Consider the following 21,358-nt stretch of genomic DNA (forward strand, 5'->3'; position numbering starts at 1 on the left):
CCGCCCGGCGGGAGCGGTTTAAACATCATAAAAAATGAAGTCAGGCAGAGGTAACTATGGATTTTGATAATATCGCCCGCGCGCTTATTCCGCTGCTCGGTGGCAAAGAGAACATCGCCAGCGCGGCGCACTGCGCGACGCGTCTGCGTCTGGTGCTGGTCGATGACGCGCTGGCCGACCAGCAGGCTATCGGCAAGATTGACGGCGTAAAAGGCTGTTTCCGCAACGCCGGGCAGATGCAGGTGATTTTTGGTACGGGCGTGGTCAATAAGGTTTATGCCGCGTTTATTCAGGCGGCGGGGATTAGCGAGTCCAGTAAATCTGAGGCCGCGGACCTGGCGGCGCGCAAGCTGAACCCGTTCCAGCGCATTGCCCGTCTGCTCTCCAACATCTTTGTGCCGATCATTCCCGCGATTGTGGCGTCCGGTCTGCTGATGGGCCTGCTCGGCATGGTGAAAACCTACGGCTGGGTCAATGCGGATAACGCTATCTACATCATGCTGGACATGTGCAGCTCCGCGGCGTTTATCATTCTGCCAATTCTGATCGGCTTTACCGCCGCGCGCGAGTTTGGCGGTAACCCGTATCTCGGCGCGACGCTGGGCGGCATTCTGACCCACCCGGCGCTGACCAACGCCTGGGGCGTGGCGTCGGGTTTCCACACCATGAACTTCTTCGGCCTTGAGGTGGCGATGATTGGCTATCAGGGCACGGTGTTCCCGGTGCTGCTGGCCGTCTGGTTTATGAGCATCGTGGAGAAAAACCTGCGCCGCGTGATTCCGGACGCCTTAGACCTGATCCTGACGCCGTTCCTCACCGTCGTGATCTCCGGGTTTATCGCCTTGCTGATTATCGGCCCGGCGGGGCGCGCCCTGGGGGATGGTATCTCCTTTATCCTCAGCACCCTTATCGCCCACGCGGGCTGGCTCGCGGGACTGCTGTTTGGCGGACTTTACTCGGTGATTGTGATCACCGGTATTCACCACAGCTTCCACGCCATTGAGGCCGGGCTGCTGGGCAATCCGTCGATTGGCGTTAACTTCCTGCTGCCTATCTGGGCCATGGCGAACGTGGCGCAGGGCGGCGCCTGCCTGGCGGTGTGGTTCAAAACCAAAGATGCCAAAATCAAAGCCATTACGCTGCCGTCGGCATTTTCTGCGATGCTGGGCATCACCGAAGCGGCCATTTTTGGTATCAACCTGCGCTTTGTTAAGCCGTTTATCGCCGCGCTGATTGGCGGCGCGGTGGGCGGGGCCTGGGTGGTATCGGTGCATGTCTACATGACCGCCGTCGGGCTGACCGCTATTCCGGGCATGGCCATCGTGCAGGCCAGCTCGCTGCTCAACTATATTATCGGCATGGTGATTGCCTTCGGCGTGGCGTTTACCGTCTCACTGCTGCTGAAATATAAAACGGACTCTGAATAATGACGTTACCTTCCCGCTGGCCTGCGATCCTGCAGGCCGTTATGCAAGGCCAGCCGCGGGCGCTCGCGGACAGCCATTATCCGCAATGGCACCCCGCGCCGGCGACGGGGCTGATGAACGACCCCAACGGGTTTATCTGGTTTGCCGGCCGCTACCACCTGTTTTATCAGTGGAACCCGCTGGGCTGCGAGCATCGGTTTAAGTGCTGGGGGCACTGGAGCTCTGCGGACCTGGTGCACTGGCAGCATGAGCCGATGGCGCTGCTGCCCGATGAAGACTATGACCGCAACGGCTGCTACTCCGGTAGCGCCGTGGATAACGAGGGCGTTCTGACTCTGTGCTATACCGGCAACGTGAAGTTCGATGACGGCAGCCGCACCGCCTGGCAGTGCCTGGCCGTGGAACAGCCGGACGGGACCTTTACGAAGCTGGGGCCGGTGCTGGCGCTGCCGGAAGGTTATACCGGACACGTGCGCGACCCGAAGGTCTGGCAGCACGACGGGATGTGGTACATGGTGCTCGGCGCGCAGGATCTGCAAAAGCGCGGCAAGGTGCTGCTGTTTAAGTCAGCCGATCTGCACGCCTGGACGTCCTGCGGGGAAATCGCCGGTCACGGCGTCAACGGCCTGACGGATGCGGGGTACATGTGGGAGTGTCCGGACCTGTTTGCACTCGACGGGACGCACGTCCTGATCTGCTGTCCGCAGGGGCTGGCGCGCGAGCCGCATCGCTACCTTAACACCTATCCGGCCACCTGGATGAGTGGGGCGTTTGACTATACAAGTGCCGCATTCGATCACGGTGAACTGCACGAGCTGGACGCGGGCTTTGAGTTTTACGCCCCGCAAACGACGCTGGCGGCAGACGGCCGCCGCATTCTGATCGGCTGGATGGGCGTTCCGGACGGGGAAGAGATGCTTCAGCCCACGCGGGCGCACGGCTGGATGCACCAGATGACCTGCCCGCGCGAATTACGCTACCGTGACGGCAGGCTCTGGCAGACCCCGGTGCGCGAGCTGGCGGCGCTGCGCGAAGCAGAGCAGAGCTGGCAGGGGCACGCCAGCGCCGCGCCACACCTGGACGCGACGCGCCTGGAGTTTGAGCTGAGCGCCGCGCGCGTGAGCGTTGATTTTGCCGGCGCGCTGCGTCTCACGGTCGATGAGCAGGGCGTGCGTCTGGAGCGCGCGAGTCTGAAAACCGGTGAAACGCTGACCCGCTACTGGCAGGGCGACGTCCGCCATTTACGCGTCCTGTGCGACCGCTCCAGCGTTGAAATATTCATCAATCACGGTGAAGGGGTGATGAGCAGCCGCTATTTTCCTGACCATCCGGCACGGGTGCGATTCGAAGGTGCGTCCGACATCACATTACGCTACTGGTCGCTGCGCGCCTGCATGATAGAATGAGGGTTTTGGCAGCCGGATCTAAGTCGTTGTGAGAAAAACAAAACGCGTCACCATTAAAGACATCGCGGAGCTGGCGGGTGTGTCAAAAGCCACCGCCAGCCTGGTACTGAACGGGCGCAGCAAAGAGCTTCGCGTGGCGGAAGAGACGCGCGAGCGCGTGCTGGCGATCGCGAAAGAGCACCACTATCAGCCCAGCATTCACGCCCGGTCGCTGCGCGATAACCGCAGCCACACTATTGGTCTGGTGGTTCCGGAGATCACCAACTACGGTTTTGCCGTCTTTTCTCACGAGCTGGAAACGCTGTGCCGCGAGGCGGGCGTTCAGCTGCTGATCTCCTGTAGCGATGAAAACCCGGGGCAGGAGACGGTGGTGGTGAACAACATGGTGGCGCGCCAGGTAGACGGGCTGATTGTGGCCTCCAGCATGCTTAACGATGCGGACTACCACAAGCTGAGCGAGCAGCTGCCCGTTGTCCTTTTCGACCGCCACATCAACGACAGCGCGCTGCCGCTGGTCATCACCGATTCCATTACCCCGACGGCGGCACTGGTGGCCGACATTGCGCGCCTGCATCCCGATGAGTTCTATTTCCTCGGCGGGCAGCCCCGCCTGTCCCCAACGCGTGACCGCCTGGAAGGGTTCAAACAAGGGCTTCGCGACGCTGGCGTAGCGCTGCGCCCGGAGTGGATCATTCACGGCAACTATCACCCGAGCTCCGGGTACGAGATGTTTGCCGAGCTCTGCGCCCGTCTGGGGCGTCCGCCGAAAGCGCTGTTCGCCGCCGCCTGCGGGCTGCTGGAAGGGGTGCTGCGCTATATGGGCCAACATAACCTGTTGCAAAGCGACATCAGGTTAGCCAGTTTTGACGATCACTATCTCTACGATTCGCTGACGATCCCCGTGGATACCATCCGCCAGGATAACCGCCAGCTGGCGTGGCACTGCTTTGATTTGATTAGCAAATTGATTGAGGGCGAGACACCGGAACCGCTGCAGCGGAAGCTGGATGCCACCCTGCAGCGACGCTATAAGCCAGCGGTATAGGCCGGTTCGATACATCAATAACTTTAATTAATTTAAGTTTTGGAAGCGCCGATAACCATAAGGAATAATTTTCCTTGAGGTATTGGTTTATGTCGTTGAAAAAGTCGTCCCTGATTGTCCTGTTCTCGCTGCTTTTCTTCTTTGTTGTCAGCACCGTCACGAGCGTTGGCCTCATCATTAAAAGTAATAATTCCCTGGATAACGTGAACAAAGAGATCCAGGTTGTGCTGTCCATTATTGACCCCATCAACCACAGCCGTACGCTGCGCGTGCGGGTGATGGAGTATGTAAAGATGGTGGAAGCGGGCAACTCGGCAGACGAGTCTGCAAAGCTTGCCGCAGTAAAAGAGGCGCTGACCAAAGCGGACCACGCCTTTGCGGCCTTTATGGCGTCGCCGCGTCTGACGGATGAAGCCCCGCTGGTGAGTGCCTATCAGGATGCCTGGCAAAACTACCGCAATCAGGGGCTGGCGCCGCTGATCGATGCCGCCGCGGCGCACGACGTCGCCAAATTTAACGCGCTGATCCCGGAAGTGTCCCGCCTCGACCGCCAGTACGAGATTGTTCTCGACCAGGTGCTTTCCGTCCACCAGAAATACGCCAAAACCCTGAACGAGGATGCGAGCAGTAACTTCATCTCTGGCCTGGTCATTATTGCCGCTATCGCCTGTCTGTTTGTGGTGGTGATTGTCGCCGTCAGCCTGCTGATGAAGCGCTTTGTCTTTGCGCCGGTAAACCTGGCGCGCGAGCACTGCAGCCAGATTGCGGCAGGCAAGCTGGACATTCCGGTGCCGGTGAAGGGGAGCGCACATAACGAAATCGATCATCTGATGAGCTCGATGGAGCAGATGCGTCAGGCGCTGCTTGCGACCATCGCCCAGGTGCGCGATGCGAGCCATACCGTGACGCACGCGGCCCAGGAGATTGCCTCCGGGAATATCGACCTGGCTTCACGCACCGAGCAGCAGGCTTCCGCATTAACCCAGACGGCGGCCAGCATGGAAGAGCTGAGCGCGACGGTGGCGAACAATACCGACAACGTCTATCAGGCCGGGAAACTGGTGCAGGACGCGGTGAAAAATGCCCACACCGGTGAAGCGGTAACCCGCGAAGTCATCGACACGATGAATACCATCGCGGCGAACTCGAAGCGCATCGAAGACATTACCAGCGTAATTAACAGCATCGCCTTCCAGACCAACATCCTGGCGCTGAACGCGGCGGTTGAAGCCGCACGCGCCGGCACGCAGGGACGAGGCTTTGCGGTCGTGGCCAGCGAAGTACGCACCCTGGCGCAGAAAAGCGCGGTGGCGGCCAAGGACATCGAGAGCCTGATTGCCCAGTCGGTTTCCAGCGTGAAAAACGGCGCGGAGCTGGTGAGCCGTTCAGGTGAGGTGATTGACTCGATTATTTCATCGGTGAACAAAGTGAATACGCTGATGGAGCAGATCTCCGTCGCCTCTGAAGAGCAGAGCCGCGGGATTAGCCAGGTCGGGCAGGCGGTAACCGAGATGGATGGCGTGACCCAGCAGAACGCCGCCCTGGTGCAGCAGTCCGCCGCGGCAGCGGCCTCGCTGGAAGAGCAGGCGCAGCAGCTTTCACGGAGTATTTCGAGTTTTAGTTTGCCGGTGCAGGCTTGATTGATGGATTAAGGCCCCCTTAGGGGGGCCTTTCTTGTGGCAGGGGTAACGAGGAAGAAGTGTCAGACAAGGCTTACTTTTTACTACTAGCATTCATATGAATAATTTTTATATGACTTGCTCCATTTAAATTACGCGTGAACCACGCGAAAACATGGCTTTTTTCTTAACGCCCGTAATTTCTTTCTGCCGAAGCTAATGCCTTATTTAAATTCTCTATAAACGTGCTTCTTACTGCTGTCAGTGGATTAACTCGCCATTCTTTTGGCAGAGCGCGCCTGTTTGCTTCTTCTTGTAATGGAGAATACAGCTTAACCATATAATCAAAGAAAAGTGTTGCCCTCTCAATTCTTAATTTTATACGATTCACAACATCACTAGAGCTATTAGCTATAGCCCTTTCAAGCCTTTTTAATTCTTCCCAGCTTGCATCATCTGCGATGAATGTGTCGACCATTACAGATTCTACGAACATGAAATTTGAGATGAGGTCTCTGGTAATATATCCACCCAGTCGTGTTGGATAGAAGCTGGAACTAAAAGCAGCTTCATCGTGTGAAGCTGTGTTTACAAATCTAAGCCTACACAAATCCTTTAAAACTGCGATTGATATATCGTCACCAATACCTACGCTTCTTAAATGTTTTTTCATCTCAGAACCATCGATGTATTGGAATGAAGCCTCACTGCTATATTGAACAAGCGCAGAGAGTATGAATAATCTTAATAACTGCAAATTGGTTTTGCCTTTTCTAGCATCAAAAGGATTACCTACAAGGGAATAATCTTCCGCATATAATGCTTGATTCCCTAGAAGTATGGCTCTAAGGGCTTCGTGCCGGGGTAATACATAATTTCCTGTGCTTTTATAGGTTTGCCATGCTTTACCGACGTTAGTGTAACCATGTTCAAGAAATTCTCGTGTCATTCTTAAAGCATTACGAATATCACCTGCAGCAAGTACTTCAAGTAAACTTCCAACTTCTGTACCTAACACAGAGCTTTGAACAAGAGAAATTATATCTGCATTATTACCTACATGTACCCTCATGCCATTTTCTGCTTCAAAATCTCCGCTTTGACCTTGAACCATATTTTTAGCCAAAAAGAATCTTTTAGATAAAACTGCCTCAACCTGTGGTGGTTCAATTAAAATAGGGTCAAAATCATAAGCATTAAATGCAGCAGAGTTTCGATGTTCTACATATGTTGAATTTCTTAATGAAATAACTAAGTTTATTTTCAGTCTTTTTGAAAATGCTACGCAATCAGTGAATATTTGTGATTGAGTTTTCTGATCTAATTGGTCGACATTATCAATAACTAAAAATACAGGTGCGTGCTGTGTTGCATAGGAAAATAAATTGTCAATATAAGGTTTTGTTTTATTATAATCCTCTTGTAATTTATCAGTAATTACTTTGTCTATTGCCTCTTTATTGTTGACTATTAAGAAAGCAGGTCCTTTTTTAATTGCATCGATTTCTTTTTTATAAGCATGCTCTACACATAATTTGAAATCAGAAAAGTATGGATCTTCAATAATATATTCTTTCATCGTTTTGTAGATGAAATCTATTGAAGTTTCATCATTTGTATGAGCAAGAAAATCAACTCTTATCCAATGAGGATATGGGCTGCCAGTTTTCTTTTCAAATACAGCTGCTGCAGAAATGTTTCTTGTATAATGTAAAAAAGTTGTCTTTCCTGCGCCAACAGTTCCAAGAATGACTATTGCTAGAGGGTTGGAGTTCTTATGTGCTTTAGATAAAGCATCTCTGAAAACATTTGCATCTCTTTTTTGCATCGGCCTTATTGGCTGAGTATTAAAAAGGTGCTGGCTTTTAGATATATTCATGTTAATTCTTCTGTCGAATTTCATGCGATCAGGTGAATTGACATAACATTTTTCGAAAAGAGAAGGTTCAATATCGGTAATAGAGTCAGAAAAAGCTGTTGTGATAGCTTGTTCAATTAAAGGATAGATAGGGTTTCGTCCATCATAAGTATTATTTTTTCTAATGACATTTTTTAATCTTCTTTCTTCAATCTGATCTTCAATGTTGCCTAAAAGATATAATTCTAAACTTGAGTTTATAACTGCTTTTCGAGATAGAAGATCATAGAACTCGGTGAAATCATCCCTTAGTGCACTTTGTAAGCTGTTGAAAACTCTGGCATATGAAGAGTTAAACGCAATTTGGTCAGTTCTATTAGCCGGGAAAATTATCCACTGTACACCATTGGTTACTACTGCAAACTGTATGCTTAGCTTTCTGCAGTAATCCCTTGCTTGAACTATAGCCTCACCGAACGGACCAATAAGAGCGTTATTTGATAGCTTTAATCTTCTGTCATATTGCTGAGTAGCGAAAGGTACGCCGATCTTTTTTGCTTCTATGATGAATGCTGTACTTGCCGTTCTTACTACATAATCTGAATATGTAGTAGTCCCATCTTCGCTTACTCTTTCCTCAACAGTAACATCGTCTAATTCCCATTTTAGAACATCAAAAAGAATTTTATCGATGACCTTGAGTCGTGTTTCAGCTTCATTTGCATCGGCTAGATCAAGTCTTCTTGATATCATTATGATATCTTCAATTGCATTGCTCATAACATTCCTTATCTGCTGCAGCATTGAACATACGATCGATACTAAATCACTGTGTTTTGAAAAAAAGTGGACTGACCGTGCTTCTTGCATATTAGTTATAGAACCTGAGATTTTGGAAGAAATCAAGGCGCAGCATCTTGTTAATACCGATGTGCGCAGCGAGGCTGGGATAGTGCCCTATGTCTAATGTGATGACATGATTTGTTTTCACGTGGTGGACTGTAGTGTTGTGAGGTCAGAGTGTGAGGGTGGAGTGTGGCATTGAGTGTACATATGAGGATGTTTCGTACGAAGGAGGTATTTTTGCAGGATTACTTGTGTTCGATGTTCTAAACTTTAAAACAGCTTAGACCTAAGTTTTTGTATACCTTTTTGAAACACTTCGAAACTGCTATCAGTTCGTTTCCTGCGAATACCAACTCATCTTCTTGATATCCTCCGTTGATTCAATAACTTCAGACCTGATGCATATGAGTTAGAATGGTGCAGGCTGTGTGTAAAGAAATTCAGAGGTTTTTACTGCTTTATGTTAAATAAAACATACTTCGCGTCGACCTCACTGACTGATAAGATTTAGATGCCATCAAGTTTTCGTATTTTACATCTTAAACAGAGCTTGAAATTTGTCAGCCCCTTATGAGTCTTGCGGAGTGCAGTGCATCGAAAAGGCCCCATCTTTTAGCACTGGTTCGCAAGGTTCTACAATTTGTACGGCATGTAAGTTTCTTATCATCCCGCGAAATTTTTCATTCACCCCAGCAATATTTCCCTCCCTCATCCGTCTACCTCATCACAAGCCATACTCAGTTACTGTAAACGAGGTAAACACCATGAGAGATTTTGAAATGCACGGCAGAGGTCACGGGCGCGGATTTGGTCGCCACCGCATGGGCAAGGGCTTAGTCATCGGCGCGGTGATTTTCATCGTGCTCGGCCTGCTGGTGATGTCTCTGTGGAACGCCTTGCTCCCGGCCATTCTCGGCGTTAAGGCCATTGGATTCTGGCAGGCGCTGGGCATTTTGGTGCTGAGCCGCATTCTGTTTGGTGGGTTAGGTTTCCGCCCTGGAATGTTTGGCGCGCACCGCCGGATGCACGAGCGCTGGATGAACATGACGCCCGAACAGCGCGAGGCGTTTATTCAGCAGCGTCGCGAAGGGTTCGGTCGCCACGGTCGCGGGCACTGCGGCTGGCACGGTTATCGTGACGAAAAACGCGACGACGCCACGCCAAAAACGCCGGAAGCAGAGTGAGCGAAATGAAAGCCGGGGAGGCGGGCGGATCCATGCTGATGTCGGCGCTCAATGCCTGCCGCGCCCGGCTGAAAGCCTTCATTCGCGGGCGGACGTCCGTCCGCGATGATGTCGACGACATTTTGCAGGAAGTGACGTATCAGCTGATGAAAGTGGAACAGCCGGTCGAAAACGTCGCCGCCTGGCTGTTCCGCGCGGCGCGTAACGAGATGACCGACCGGGCGCGTAAAAAGCGCGAGGTTTCGCTCTCCGGCTATTTTACGGGCGATGACGAGGAGGGTTTCCCGGAGGACGAGCTGGCCGAAACCCTGTTCGGCGTACCGCACACGCCGGAAGAGGAGTATCTCAAAACGCTGCTGTGGGAAGAGTTGGGGCAGGCACTGTCTGAACTGCCGCCGCCGCAGCGCGAGGTGTTTGAAAAGACCGAACTTCACGGCTACAGCATTAAAATGCTGGCAGAGGAGACCGGCGCCAGCGAACAGGCGCTGTTATCCCGCAAGCACAAGGCGGTACTGTTTCTGCGCACGCGGCTGCGGGACGTCTATGACGCGCTAACGGGCGAATAGCGGCGACAGACAAAACCTTACACTTCCGGCACTTGTAGATTCATCACTATCGTTTATGATCGGGGCGTCTTGTTACTCTGGAATGTTATGCGCAACCGTCAGCTCCTCGGAAAATGGCTTTTGATCGTCACCTGTCTCGCGATGGCAATTTGCCTCGTGCAGAAGGCGGTGTATCTCAACCATTTTTTACAGGGACTGGATCCGCAGACGTCTCTGGTGGCAGATGCCCCGGCTCAAACCAGCAGTACTGAACAGTCCGGCCCGTCGCCCTGTCAGCTGGGCGCACACTCGCTGCTTTGCGCGCAGCCGCTGTTCTTCGACGGTGCGCTACCGGCCATTATTATCTTCTTCGCGCTGCTGCAGCTGTTTACTCAAGGGCGGGCATTTGCTCCCGCAGAACAGCCCGTTCAGGCACCGCCTCCTCGAATACACCTGAAAAACTGCGTTTTCCGTGAATGAAAAACATCGTCACCGCACGATAATTTTTCACTGTTCACGGAGTAAAACATGGTTAACCTCTTCAGGGGATTCGTCTTCCTGTGGCTGTCCTGCATCGGCATTGCCCATGCGGCGGACACGGGCTGGCTGGTTTCCCCAAAAAACGATCACGCCCGCATCCGCCTTCAGGCGGAGAGGGAACAAACGCACATTAAAGGCCTGCTCACCGTTGAGCTAAAGCCCGGCTGGAAAACCTACTGGCGATCGCCGGGCGAGGGCGGCGTGGCGCCGAAAATCAGCTGGCCGGAAGGCGTAACGGATAGCTGGTCCTGGCCGGTCCCGTCGCGCTTCGATATCTCCGGGATGACCACGCAGGGCTATCACGATAGGGTGCAAATCCCGATTACCCTCGACGGGGTGAAGGGCGACGTGCTCGACGGAACGCTCACGCTCTCCACCTGCAGTAACGTCTGCCTGCTGACGGACTACCCGCTGCACCTCGATTTTACCCAGCCGGTGGATGACGGTTTCCGCAGCGAATTCGAGCAAGCGATGCGCGCCGTGCCGGGCACGTCGGGCGTTGCTGCCGATTTGTCCGCCTGGCTCGCTGACGGCAGCCTGGTGGTGACGGGAACGACGGACGGGAAATGGGAGAATCCGGGGATCTACTTTGACCCGCTGGAGGGCGACATTCTGCCCGGCGATCCTGTCATTACCCACGACGGCAACCGGCTTCGGGTAACGGTGCCCGTTACCGATGAATGGGGAGATAAGCCCGCCTCACTGGAGGGCAAAGCGCTGTCGTTTGTGCTGACCAACGGCAACCGGGCGCAGCAAACCTCACTCACCGTTGGGGCAACGCCCGACGCACCCTCTGCGCCTGACGGGACCGGCAAAATGGTGCTCTTTGCGCTGCTGGGCGGGCTGATCCTGAACCTGATGCCCTGCGTACTGCCGGTGATGGGCATGAAGCTAAACAGCATCCTCCACGCGGGCTCGGACAGCCGTACGATCGGGCTGCGCTTTCTGGCCACCAGCGCCGGGATCGTGACCTCCTTTATGCTGCTGGCCGCGATGGTCACCGCGCTTAAGCTGGCCGGCGCGTCGCTGGGGTGGGGTATTCAGTTCCAGAACCCGTGGTTTATCGGCCTGATGGTCGCCGTCACCTTCCTGTTTGCGCTAAACCTGTTTGGAACCTTTGAGATGCTGCTGCCCTCTGCCGCCGCAGGACGGCTGGCAGCGGCAGGGGGGACGGGGATTGGCGGCAGCTTCTGCGAAGGGATGTTCGCCACGCTGCTGGCCACCCCGTGCTCCGCGCCGTTCCTCGGTACCGCGGTCGCTTTTGCCCTTGGCGCGCCGCTGCACGCCCTGTGGCTCATCTTCCTGATGCTCGGCCTGGGCATGAGCCTGCCGTGGCTGTTTGTCGCCCTAGTGCCAAAAACGGCCCTGCTGCTGCCTAAACCCGGGCGCTGGATGAACACGCTGAAAGTCGTTCTCGGCCTGATGATGCTGGCCTCCAGCTTCTGGCTGGCATCGCTGCTGAGCCTGCATCTGGGCGACGCGGTCACGCAGGTCGTGATGCTGGTTCTGGTCGCCGTCGCGCTGGGGCTGTTCGTGATGAAGCGTCAGGCGTCCTCGCCGCTGTTCTGGCTCGTGGTCATCGCGCTGTCGGCGTTCGGCGGGTATCAGGTGCGCGGGCTGCTTAACGCGCCGCCTGACGCGTCGGCGCAAAATACCGCGCAGGCCATCCCGTGGCAGCCGCTCAGCGAAGAAGCCATCGGGGAGGCGCTGGCGCAGGGGAAGCGGGTGTTCGTGGATATCTCTGCCGACTGGTGCGTGACCTGCAAGGTGAACGAGCACCGGGTGCTCAATCAGCCGGAGATCGTTGCCGCGCTGTGCCAGCCGGACGTGGTGGCCCTGCGCGGAGACTGGAGCCAGCCTTCTGCAATGATTGCGGATTTTCTGGCGAAGCGAAACCGCTACGCCATTCCGTTTAACGCGGTTTATGGCCCCGGCCTGCCTGATGGCGAAATCCTCTCGCCGCTGCTGGACAAGCGCACCCTGGTCACCACCCTGAACAACGCAAAAGGCTAACCGTGTTATGAAAAAATTCCTTATTACGCTTCTGCTCCTGCTGGCCCCGGTTCAGGTGTTCGCTGCCCAGCCGCTGACGCCGGACCAGGAGCAGCGTGCGCAGAAGATGGTGTATGATTTTCTGTTTAACGATCCAAACTCCCCGCGCATCGGCGCGAAAAATCCCAGGCTGACCCTGGTGGTGTTCACCGACTACAACTGTCCGTACTGTAAAAAATTCGATCCGTACCTGGAGAAGATTGTCGAAAAACACCCGGACGTGGCGGTGGTCTTTAAGTTTTTACCTTTCCGCTCGGAAAGTTCGCTGACCGCGGCGCGAGACGCGTTAACGCTTTGGCGTCAGGAGCCCGGGCAGTTTATGAAGCTGAACCACACCCTGATGGCGAAGAAGGGCTACCACGATGACGCCAGCATTCAGGAGGCGCAGAAGCGGGCGGGCGTGAGCGTCACCGCGCCGGATGACGAGAGCCTGCTGACGATCAGGCGCAGTATGATCGTCGCGGAAAAAATGGGGATCCAGGGAACGCCCGCCACGCTTATCGGCGAGGGATTGCTTCCCGGCTGGGTGCCTTTTGAGCAGTTCGATGAAATGGTCAGCGATGCACTGAAAAACCGCTAACCTGAAGGGGGCGTAATGCCCCCGACAAACCGGAGAGGGAAATGAAAAAATTACTGTTACTTTCGGCGCTGGCGACGTCAGGGCTGGTACAGGCCGCTGAAGCCATACCGGATGTGGTGAAGCACTTCAGCGAGCAGCAGAACATTAAAATCATCAAGAAGCTGGATGCGCCGGGCGGTGCACCAGCCTGGCTGGGGCAGTATCAGGACATGGGCGTCACGCTGTTTTTAACGCCGGACGGCAAGCACGTCATCTCAGGCTATCTGTACGATGATAAGGGGAAAAACCTCAGCGAAGGAATTTTCCAGAAAGAGATCTACGCCCCGATGGGGCGCGAAATGTGGAAGACGCTCAACGCGGCGCATCCCCTGAAGGAAGGGGCTGATAACGCTCCGCGTAAAGTGTTTGTCTTCGCCGATCCGTTCTGCCCGTACTGTAAGCAGTTCTGGTCCGAGGCGCAGCCGTGGGTGAAGGCCGGTAAGGTTCAGCTCAACACGCTGCTGGTGGCGTTCCTCAACCCCAACAGCGGACGTAACGCCGCCGCGATCCTGAATGCGAAGGATCCGGTTGCGGCCTGGCGCGAATACGAGCTTTCCGGCGGGAAAAAGTTACCGAAGCCAGAGGGCGAGGCTTCCCGCGAAACGGTAGCGATACTGCAGAAGCACCAGGCGCTGATGGACAGCCTGGGCGCTAACGCCACGCCGGCCATTTATTACATGAATGCGGAAAATGAGCTGCAGCAGGTGGTCGGTATGCCGGATGCGCAGCAGCTTGAGGCGATGTTCGGGGCGAAACCTTAAAAAAACAGGCAGAAACGGGGCGTTTCTGCCTGACGTTCACCTAGCTGCCCCAGCGTCCTTTCAGGTAGTTTACCGCCTGCTGCGTCTGCGGCTGGTTCAGGTAATCTTCCCGGAACAGGATGGTGCCGTTGACGTTGGGCAGCGAATCGTTGAGGTCGAGCTGTTTTTTCAACTCAGGCACGCCGCCCTGGACCGTCCAGTCTGGCTCATTTTTCGAAGGCTCACCCACCTTGTAGAACGCAATGCCGATATACAGGCGAGTGTGGGTCGGCTTCACCACGTCGGCCCACCATTTGGTCAGCACGTCGTAGCGCGCGGCATCCCGCGAGAAGGGCCAGTAAATCTGCGGAGCGATGTAGTCCAGCAGGCCCTGCTGCACCCACTGACGCGTGTCGGCGTAGGATTCATCATAGGCCGCGGCGCCGCGGGTGTCGGAGCCTGCCGGGTCAAACGAACGGTTACGCCACACGCCCGCCGGGCTGACGCCGAACTCCACGTCGGGCTTTGTCTGTTTAATCGCCCGGGAAACCTGGACGATCAGCTGCTGCGTGTTGTGTCTGCGCCAGTCGGCTTTTGAGGCAAATCCCTGGCCGTACTGCCGCCAGGTCTGCGCGTCATTGAGCGCTGAACCGGGCGTTTCGGTATAGAAGTAATCGTCAAACTGCACGCCGTCTATCGGGTAGTTCGCCACTACCTCGGTCACCACCCGGGTTATCCAGTCGCGAACTTCCGGAATGCCCGGGTCGAGCACAAAGCGGTCGCCCGAGACGCGCACCCACTCCGGGTGCTGGACATAGACGCTGGACGGGGTCTGGTATGACGTCCGGTTCAGGGCGGCAATGGTTGACGGCTTGGTGTTGGTCGACACGCGGTACGGGTTGAACCAGGCATGCACCTTCATACCGCGCTTGTGCGCTTCATCGAGCATAAACTGCAGCGGGTCGTATCCCGGATACTCGCCGATGTTGCCCGTCAGCATATCCGACCACGGTAAAATCTTTGACGACCAGAGCGCCGTGCTGTCCGGCTTCACCTGGAAAAATACCGTGTTAATGCCGAGGTGCTTCAGGTTGTCGAGCTTGCTGGTCAGCGCCTGCTTTTGCATCGCGATGCGCTGGTCAGCGCTGCGGCCGTTCACCGAGGCCACCGGCGGCCAGTCGAGACGACTGACCGTTGCCAGCCAGATCCCGCGCATCGGCTCGTTTGCCTGCTGCGTCGGTTTGCTCACGGTGGGAAGAGGGGTAACCAGTGACTTTGGCGGTTTTGAGGAGCAGCTCACAAGTAAAAGCGCGCAGCCAGCCAGCGCACCAATCCGTTTTACGTGTCGCGTCATTTGCGTATTAGCTCTTTGTAATCCGACTGTTGGCCCAGGGATTAAAGGCGGGCGCCTCCTGTTCAGTACTCACCTCATCGTCGAGAGAGTCCAGATACAGGGCTTCAACCTCCGCGCGCGCCCACGGGGTACGGCGCAGAAATTTCAGGCTCGATTTAACGCTGGGATCTTTTCTGAAACAGTTAATTTTGATTCGGTCACCCAGCTCGCTCCAGCCATATTTCGCCACCAGGGCGTTGACCATCATCTCCAGCGTTACGCCATGCAAAGGATCTTTGGAAATATGTGCAGTCATAGGCGTCCGAATGTCTCGATTTTCAGGGGAATGGGGTAAACGCTGAAAGGGTACAAGAAAGCAGGGGAAGCGGCAATTTTAGCGTGAGGTTTCTTCACCTCCGGAGAGGTGAAGAAAAGGGAAAAGTGCGTTTATTTTTTGTCGCTGAACAGCTCTGGCGCCCACGGACGCGGGTCAACCTCCATAAACGGCGCCCGTTCGAAGCGATCCTTCAGCGCCCACGGCACCGTGCAGTCGAAGATGGTCTTGCAGGAAATCCCATTGCCGCGAATTGAGGTGCTGTAATCCGGCGACTGCGACGGATCCAGCTGGTGGCCGCGGATCCCCGGGATGTTGGTGATGCTCACATCTCCCTGCATGCGGGTGGTCATCGCCCACAGGATGTCGTCGCTGTCGAAAATATCCACGTCTTCGTCGACCAGAATAATGTTTTTCAGCTCCGAATAGGTGGCTAAGGCGATGAGCGCCGCCTGGCCCTGGCGTCCTTCATCTGACGGCTGGCGTTTTTTCACCTGCAAAATACCAAGGAACTTGCCGCCGCCCGCGGTATGCGCGTAGACGTTTTGCAGGAAGCCCGGAATAGCCTCCTCAACGGCATTGCGGATGCTGGCCTCCGTCGGCAAACCGGCCAGCGTGGTATGTTCTTCCCCCGGGCCCACCAGCGTTTGCAGGATCGCGTGGTGTCGCATGGTCACGGCCTTCACTTTGATCACCGGCAGGGACGGGTTCGCCTCGCCGCAGTAGCCCGGGAACTCCGGCATCGCGTGCCCGGTGTTGGTGTGCTGATCTTCCCTGACGCGCACGCCCGGCAGCAGTTCGCCTTCAATGATGATTTCCGCCCGCGCGATGGCTTTCTCTTTTACCGCTACGCCCTGCACCAGCTCCACCGGCTGCTGGCGCAGCGCCCCGGCGACGCCCAGCTCGTTGTAGCCAAACGGCGTGGTGGGGGCCTCAAAGCACGCGCCGATATAGATGGCCGGATCGAGCCCCATGTTGATCGTCACCGGCAGCGGTTTTCCGGCCTCTTCCGCCTTTTTGCGGAAGACTTCGATATGGCGACCGGCGGCAAGGAACATCGAAAGCTCGTCGCGCTCCTGAACGCAGAGGCGGTGGATGGTGACGTCCGTCAGCGAGCTGTCTTCCGGATCGCTTGCCAGCACCAGCCCCAGACAGAAGAACGGGCCGGCATCAATTGGCGTGTTTGTCGGCGCCGGAAGCAGCTTGCGCAGATCGAAGTCAGGATCGTCAGCGTAGAAGACCTGTTCCTGACACGGGGCCTGCGCCGCCGGGACGACAACCGGCGCAACCGGCTTTTTCACCGCCTGGCCAACGTGCTTTGCCAGCTCAGAGGGCTCGCAGCCTAGCAGAAGCGCCGCGCGCTCGCGGCTGGCGTGCATGCCCACCAGGATGCGGGAGCCCGGATAGCCCTTCACGCTGTTGAACATCATCGCCGGGCCCGTGCGGGTCGGACGTTTTACCGTGCCGCCCGCGCCGATATGACGATAGACTCCCGCCAGCTCCGCGTTGGGATCGACCGGATAATCGGTTTCGATATACTGCCCTTCATGGCTCTGCAGCAGGGCGATGGCGCTTCTGAGATCGTTGATCGGGTTTTCCATATTTTCCTCCCTCGGTTGAATACCTCCATTCTTATGGCAATGACCAATAGCATCAATTGCATCATTACTGCTAAATTGATAAGTAAATTCATATCAATAAGGGAGGCGTTACGTGCAGTTTCGTCAGATGCGCCATTTCATCGTCGTGGCAGAAGAGCTCCACATGCACCGGGCCGCAGAGCGCCTGAACATGGCGCAGCCCGCGCTGAGCCAGCAGATAAAGGCGCTGGAGGAACGTTTAGGCGTCACGCTCTTTAGCCGGGCGAACCGCCGCTTAACCCTGACGCCCGCGGGCGAAGCGTTTCTGGTGAAAGCCCGGCTTGCGATCTCCCTGACCGAACAGGCGGTTCTGGACGCCAGGCAAACGGCAAGGGGCGAGCAGGGGGTGTTAAACCTCGGGTGCGTGTCGAGCGCGATGTTCGACGGCAGGCTGCCCGCCGCGCTGCGCCAGATGCACAGCCGCTGGCCGGCCATCACCATGTCGCTGATGACGGGAAATGTGCAGACGCTCTACGCCGCCGTGCAAAGCAACCAGCTGGACGTGGCCATTATCCGGGCGCCGCTGCCGTCGCTGCCTGACGATCTGCAAAGCCGCCCGTTTGCCTCGGAGAAAACGGTGCTGGCGCTGTATCGCCAGCATCCGCTGGCGGGCTCATCCGCGCTGACGCTCTCGTCGGTGAGGGACGAAAAATGGATCTCCCTGCGCGACCCGGAGGGAATGGGGCTGGAGCAGTACTTTTATGATGCCTGCAGCGGGGCGGGGTTTCAGCCGGACGTGGTGCAAAACGCGACCGACGTGCCCACGGTGATAAGCCTGGTCTCTGCCGGATTTGGCCTGGCGCTGCTTCCCGCCTCGGCAAAGGCGGTGATCGTTGAGAACGTTGTTTACGTGGACATCCTCGACCGGCTGCGGGAGAGCGAGCTGACGCTGGTTTGCCACCGGATTATTCGCTCAGAGGTGCTTAAAAGGTTTCTGGCTACCCTCGATCACACCTGACGTCCGGCGGCCTGCAGCAGCTGCTCGCGCAGCCAGGCATTCGCCGGATCATGGCTGTTTTTCGGGTGCCAGTACATGTTGATGGTAATCGGCTGGAGCGGCAGCGGCGGCGCGAAGAGATCCAGCGTGCTGGCGAACTGTTTGAGCATTCGTTCCGGCAGGGTGCACACCAGGTCGGTACCGGCAACAAGCGCAGGCGCCACGGCGTAGCTCTGCGTCGACATGACGACGTGTCGCTGGTGGCCCAGCCCGGCAAGGGTTTGATCGACAAAGCCGGTGAACGGATCCCCCGCCGAAGACACTACCAGATGAGAAAGGGCGCAGTAGCTTTCCAGATCTAAAGCACCTGTCCCGCGCGGATGGCCTTTACGCTGTGCTGTGGCAAACGCGTCATCGATGAGTTTGCGCCTCACCCAGCCGTCATGGGCGCCCGCGCTCACGCCAATGTAGATATCCACATCGCCATTTTCAAGCTGCTGCGGCAGTTCAGCCATCACAGGCAGGGCAAAGCGCAGGCGAACGCCGGGGGCTGCTGCGCCTACCTGGTTAAGCAGCCCGGTGCCCAGCATCAGCGCCGGGTTTTCATGCAGCGCAATAACAAAGGTCCGGCTGCTGGTTTGCGCCTCGAACGCGGTGGGGGCAAACATCGCGCTGATGCCGCGCAGCACGCTCTCCACCTGCGGCCTGAGCGCCTCCGCTCTCGGCGTGGGGAGCACCCCGCGTCCATGCGGAGAGGGAATAAACAGCGGTTCGCCAAAGAGCGAGCGCAGGCGCGCGAGACGGGCGGACATCGCAGGCTGGCTGATGCCGAGCCGCGCGGCCGCATGGGTGATGTTCCTGTCCTGGAGCAGGGCGTCCAGGGTCAGGAGCAGGTCTATGTCCATCTCAGATACCCGCGTCATCTTATTTCGCGCCGCTGGCGTCCCGGTTGGTATAGGTTACCGGGACCCAGGCATAGCCGCCGCTTTCGCCTTTGGTCACGTAGCCGATACCCGGGAAAGGCAGGTGGGGCGCGGCAACCAGATCTTTATTTTTCACAAAATCCGCAAACGCGTGCTGGCGCACGCCTGCCGCTTTGTTCTGATCTTCATCGTAGGTGATGGTCACGTCAGGCTGCGGGAACTGGACCGCCGCGGCGTGAATAATGTCGCCCACGAAGGTGATCTTCTCGCCTTTGCTTTCCAGGGTGTAAAACGCTGAACCTGGCGTATGTCCGGGATGAACCGTGCCGGTAATGCCCGGAAGCAGCTCAGAGGTGCCGCTAAACGGCACGACCTTGCCGGCATCAAGATAGGGCTTTAAGGTCTTCTGCGCGACGGTAAAATAGTTTTTGCCGTAGCCGGTTTTTTTCTGGTTGTCGTCGTTAAAGAAAAAGTCGATGTCCGGTTTGCCCACGAAAACGCGCGCGTTGCTGAACACCGCCTTGCCGTCTTTCACCAGGCCGCCAGAATGGTCGGAGTGGGCGTGAGTCAGCAGGACTTCAGTAATATCCTGCGGCTTAATTCCCTGCGTGGCGAGGCTCTCAATCAGACGTCCGCCGTTGCCGGGGCCGAAGAGCTGGCCTGAGCCGGTATCCACCAGAATTTTATGTCCGGGCATCGCAATCAGGAAGGCGTTGATGGACACCTCAGCCGGGTTGGTCTGGAAGTTTTTCGCCAGCAGTGCATCGATTTGTTGTGGTGTTGTCCGGCGCAGCAGCTTGTGCAGATCCTGCGCGACGCTCCCGTCGGTAAACGAGGTGACAAGCACATCGCCGACCTGAACGCTGTATCCGCCCGCCGGTTGTTTAACGACGTGCTGGGGCGTCTGTGCCGACGCCTGCAGCGCAGGATAGAAAAGCAAAGAACTGGAAATCAGCGTGGACAGAGCAAGTTTTTTCACGGTAAGCATACGAGTCTCCTTTGAAAGCGCTCATCTTACTTCTCCGTAAAATTATAAGAACCTGCCTAATAATGATAGGACCTATAAACGGGATGGATAGGTCCAGCGGGAAAACGGCGGCTAACGCTTCGCAACGCTAATGGAAAAATGAGAGCGTGAACCGGAATTCATGTAACGAAACAACATGTGAACTCGCTTACATTTTAGACCTCTATCACACTTTATAGTGACGTCACTGTTTAGAGGGTGCGTTTCAACACTATGGCTTCCATTAAAGATGTCGCAAAAAAAGCTGGCGTATCAACAGCTACCGTCTCGCGGGTGCTGAACAATCACCCCAGCGTGGTGCCCGAAACGCGTCGGGCGGTACATGATGCAATGGATTACCTGTGTTATGTACCCCATAAAAGCGCGATTCAACTAAGCGGTAAATGCTCAGGCCTGATTGCCGTCGTGCTGCCGAATCTGGTCAACCCACATTTCTGCGAACTGCTGGCAACGTTTGAGGAAGAGGCGCGATACATTGGCAAAACGGTGATCGTTAAAACGCACCAGAACCAGCCGCAGCAGGATAAACAGATCGTTCATACCCTGATCGGGATGGGTATTGACAGCCTGCTGTGGGTTCCGACGGAAGCGGAAGCTGAGCTTGCACAGTGGCTTACCGCAACACACATTCCGGTTGCCGTGGTGACGCAGGTTTCCCGTTTTTTTAACTCGGTGTCAATCGATCAGAGCAAAGGTGCGGAAAAGATTGCGGAACATTTTATCCAGACCGGACATACCGCATTAGGTTTTATTGCACAGGAGGGCGTAGACAATCGAAAAGTATCCGCCTGGAGTAAAAAAATCACCAGTCACGGAATAGCACTTAATCCACAGAACCAGTTCTGGATAGCAAAAGGTGAGGGTGAAAAAATATCGGGCCATATCAGTATTCTTGACGACATTATAGAAAAACTAGCCAGCCGAAAAACGGTATGCACGGGCCTGATGATCTATAACGATGTGGCAGCCAGCTATATTATTGACGGATTGAATGCTAAGGGCTTATGCGTTCCACAGGACATTGCCATCGTCAGTTTCGATAATACGCTGCTGGCGCAGACCAGGAAAATGACCAGCATCGCACAGCCGATAAGTGAAATTGCGCATCTGGCATTTCAGATGGTCAATAATAACAACAAACAGGAAAGTATCGAAATGGTTGAAATCGACTCTCGCCTGATTATCCGTGAGAGCAGCATCAGCCTTAATATCACGACACTTTAAGTATTTATTAATCATATGCAACTGGAAGAGGGTAATGTTTCCCTGGCTTCACAGGGTAA

General features: G+C 55.7%; 18 protein-coding genes. 12 read left to right on the top strand and 6 right to left on the bottom strand.

The features are described from left to right. The first annotated feature begins 56 nt into the window (after positions 1-56). From ABR39_RS20435 to ABR39_RS20450, 4 genes are all read left to right on the top strand, one after another. Entirely contained in the window at positions 57-1,427 is a 1,371-nt protein-coding gene (locus tag ABR39_RS20435; protein ID WP_047348447.1) for a sucrose-specific PTS transporter subunit IIBC, read from the top strand. Continuing rightward, positions 1,427-2,833 carry a sucrose-6-phosphate hydrolase gene (locus ABR39_RS20440; protein ID WP_047348448.1) on the top strand — a complete coding sequence of 469 codons (1,407 nt, stop codon included), beginning with the start codon at positions 1,427-1,429 and terminating at the stop codon, positions 2,831-2,833. The genes ABR39_RS20435 and ABR39_RS20440 overlap by 1 nt, the downstream gene beginning before the upstream one ends. Positions 2,834-2,861: 28 nt before the next feature. Continuing rightward, positions 2,862-3,878: a LacI family DNA-binding transcriptional regulator gene (locus ABR39_RS20445; RefSeq protein ID WP_047348449.1), complete on the top strand. Its 1,017-nt coding sequence runs from the start codon at positions 2,862-2,864 to the stop codon at positions 3,876-3,878. Positions 3,879-3,967: 89 nt separating this feature from the next. After that, positions 3,968-5,518 carry a methyl-accepting chemotaxis protein gene (locus ABR39_RS20450; protein WP_047348450.1) on the top strand — a complete coding sequence of 517 codons (1,551 nt, stop codon included), beginning with the start codon at positions 3,968-3,970 and terminating at the stop codon, positions 5,516-5,518. A 166-nt stretch (positions 5,519-5,684) separates the two neighbouring features. Here the strand turns inward: ABR39_RS20450 and ABR39_RS26290 are convergent, their stop codons facing one another. Beyond that, positions 5,685-8,135, bottom strand: coding sequence for a P-loop NTPase fold protein (locus ABR39_RS26290; protein ID WP_047348451.1), 2,451 nt, complete (start codon positions 8,133-8,135; stop codon positions 5,685-5,687). A gap of 830 nt (positions 8,136-8,965) precedes the next feature. On the opposite strand from ABR39_RS26290, the gene ABR39_RS20460 reads away from it, so the two are divergent. The 6 genes from ABR39_RS20460 (at position 8,966) to dsbG (ending at position 13,902) form a co-directional block, all read left to right on the top strand. Then, positions 8,966-9,385, top strand: coding sequence for a hypothetical protein (locus ABR39_RS20460; RefSeq protein ID WP_047348452.1), 420 nt, complete (start codon positions 8,966-8,968; stop codon positions 9,383-9,385). A 5-nt stretch (positions 9,386-9,390) separates the two neighbouring features. Beyond that, positions 9,391-9,951: an RNA polymerase sigma factor gene (locus ABR39_RS20465; RefSeq protein ID WP_082132675.1), complete on the top strand. Its 561-nt coding sequence runs from the start codon at positions 9,391-9,393 to the stop codon at positions 9,949-9,951. An 87-nt stretch (positions 9,952-10,038) separates the two neighbouring features. Further along, entirely contained in the window at positions 10,039-10,410 is a 372-nt protein-coding gene (locus ABR39_RS20470) for a hypothetical protein (protein WP_047348454.1), read from the top strand. A 48-nt stretch (positions 10,411-10,458) separates the two neighbouring features. Further along, positions 10,459-12,483, top strand: coding sequence for a protein-disulfide reductase DsbD family protein (locus tag ABR39_RS20475; protein ID WP_047348455.1), 2,025 nt, complete (start codon positions 10,459-10,461; stop codon positions 12,481-12,483). Between the two features lie 7 nt (positions 12,484-12,490). Next, complete coding sequence (locus tag ABR39_RS20480) at positions 12,491-13,102, top strand: DsbA family protein (protein WP_047348456.1); 612 nt, start codon at positions 12,491-12,493, stop codon at positions 13,100-13,102. A gap of 41 nt (positions 13,103-13,143) precedes the next feature. Further along, positions 13,144-13,902, top strand: coding sequence for a thiol:disulfide interchange protein DsbG (dsbG, locus tag ABR39_RS20485; protein WP_047348457.1), 759 nt, complete (start codon positions 13,144-13,146; stop codon positions 13,900-13,902). A gap of 40 nt (positions 13,903-13,942) precedes the next feature. Here dsbG and ABR39_RS20490 read toward each other — a convergent pair whose 3' ends face one another. The 3 genes from ABR39_RS20490 to ABR39_RS20500 form a co-directional block, all read right to left on the bottom strand. Further along, positions 13,943-15,235 carry a glycoside hydrolase family 10 protein gene (locus tag ABR39_RS20490; RefSeq protein WP_047348458.1) on the bottom strand — a complete coding sequence of 431 codons (1,293 nt, stop codon included), beginning with the start codon at positions 15,233-15,235 and terminating at the stop codon, positions 13,943-13,945. A 7-nt stretch (positions 15,236-15,242) separates the two neighbouring features. Next, on the bottom strand, positions 15,243-15,530 hold the full coding sequence (locus ABR39_RS20495) for a VF530 family DNA-binding protein (RefSeq protein WP_047348459.1): 288 nt from the start codon (positions 15,528-15,530) through the stop codon (positions 15,243-15,245). Positions 15,531-15,661: 131 nt separating this feature from the next. Further along, positions 15,662-17,149, bottom strand: a complete 1,488-nt coding sequence (locus ABR39_RS20500) for a UbiD family decarboxylase (protein WP_047348460.1) — start codon at positions 17,147-17,149, stop codon at positions 15,662-15,664. Positions 17,150-17,261: 112 nt separating this feature from the next. On the opposite strand from ABR39_RS20500, the gene ABR39_RS20505 reads away from it, so the two are divergent. Continuing rightward, entirely contained in the window at positions 17,262-18,146 is an 885-nt protein-coding gene (locus ABR39_RS20505) for a LysR substrate-binding domain-containing protein (RefSeq protein ID WP_047348461.1), read from the top strand. Here the strand turns inward: ABR39_RS20505 and ABR39_RS20510 are convergent. Together ABR39_RS20510 and ABR39_RS20515 are read right to left on the bottom strand one after the other, a co-directional pair. After that, the gene (locus ABR39_RS20510) at positions 18,137-19,048 is read right to left on the bottom strand and encodes a LysR family transcriptional regulator (protein ID WP_047348462.1); all 912 of its coding nucleotides are present in this window, start codon (positions 19,046-19,048) and stop codon (positions 18,137-18,139) included. The two genes, ABR39_RS20505 and ABR39_RS20510, sit on opposite strands and share 10 nt — an antisense overlap. A 1-nt stretch (position 19,049) precedes the next feature. Then, a complete protein-coding gene (locus tag ABR39_RS20515; RefSeq protein ID WP_047348463.1) occupies positions 19,050-20,036 on the bottom strand; it encodes an MBL fold metallo-hydrolase in 987 nt (328 codons plus the stop codon). Positions 20,037-20,288: 252 nt separating this feature from the next. Between ABR39_RS20515 and ABR39_RS20520 the strand changes: the two genes are divergently transcribed. Then, complete coding sequence (locus tag ABR39_RS20520) at positions 20,289-21,299, top strand: LacI family DNA-binding transcriptional regulator (protein WP_047348464.1); 1,011 nt, start codon at positions 20,289-20,291, stop codon at positions 21,297-21,299. Positions 21,300-21,358: the final 59 nt, after the last annotated feature.

Origin of the sequence: Enterobacter genomosp. O (assembly GCF_001022965.1) — a bacterium.
Lineage (GTDB): Bacteria > Pseudomonadota > Gammaproteobacteria > Enterobacterales > Enterobacteriaceae > Enterobacter > Enterobacter cloacae_L.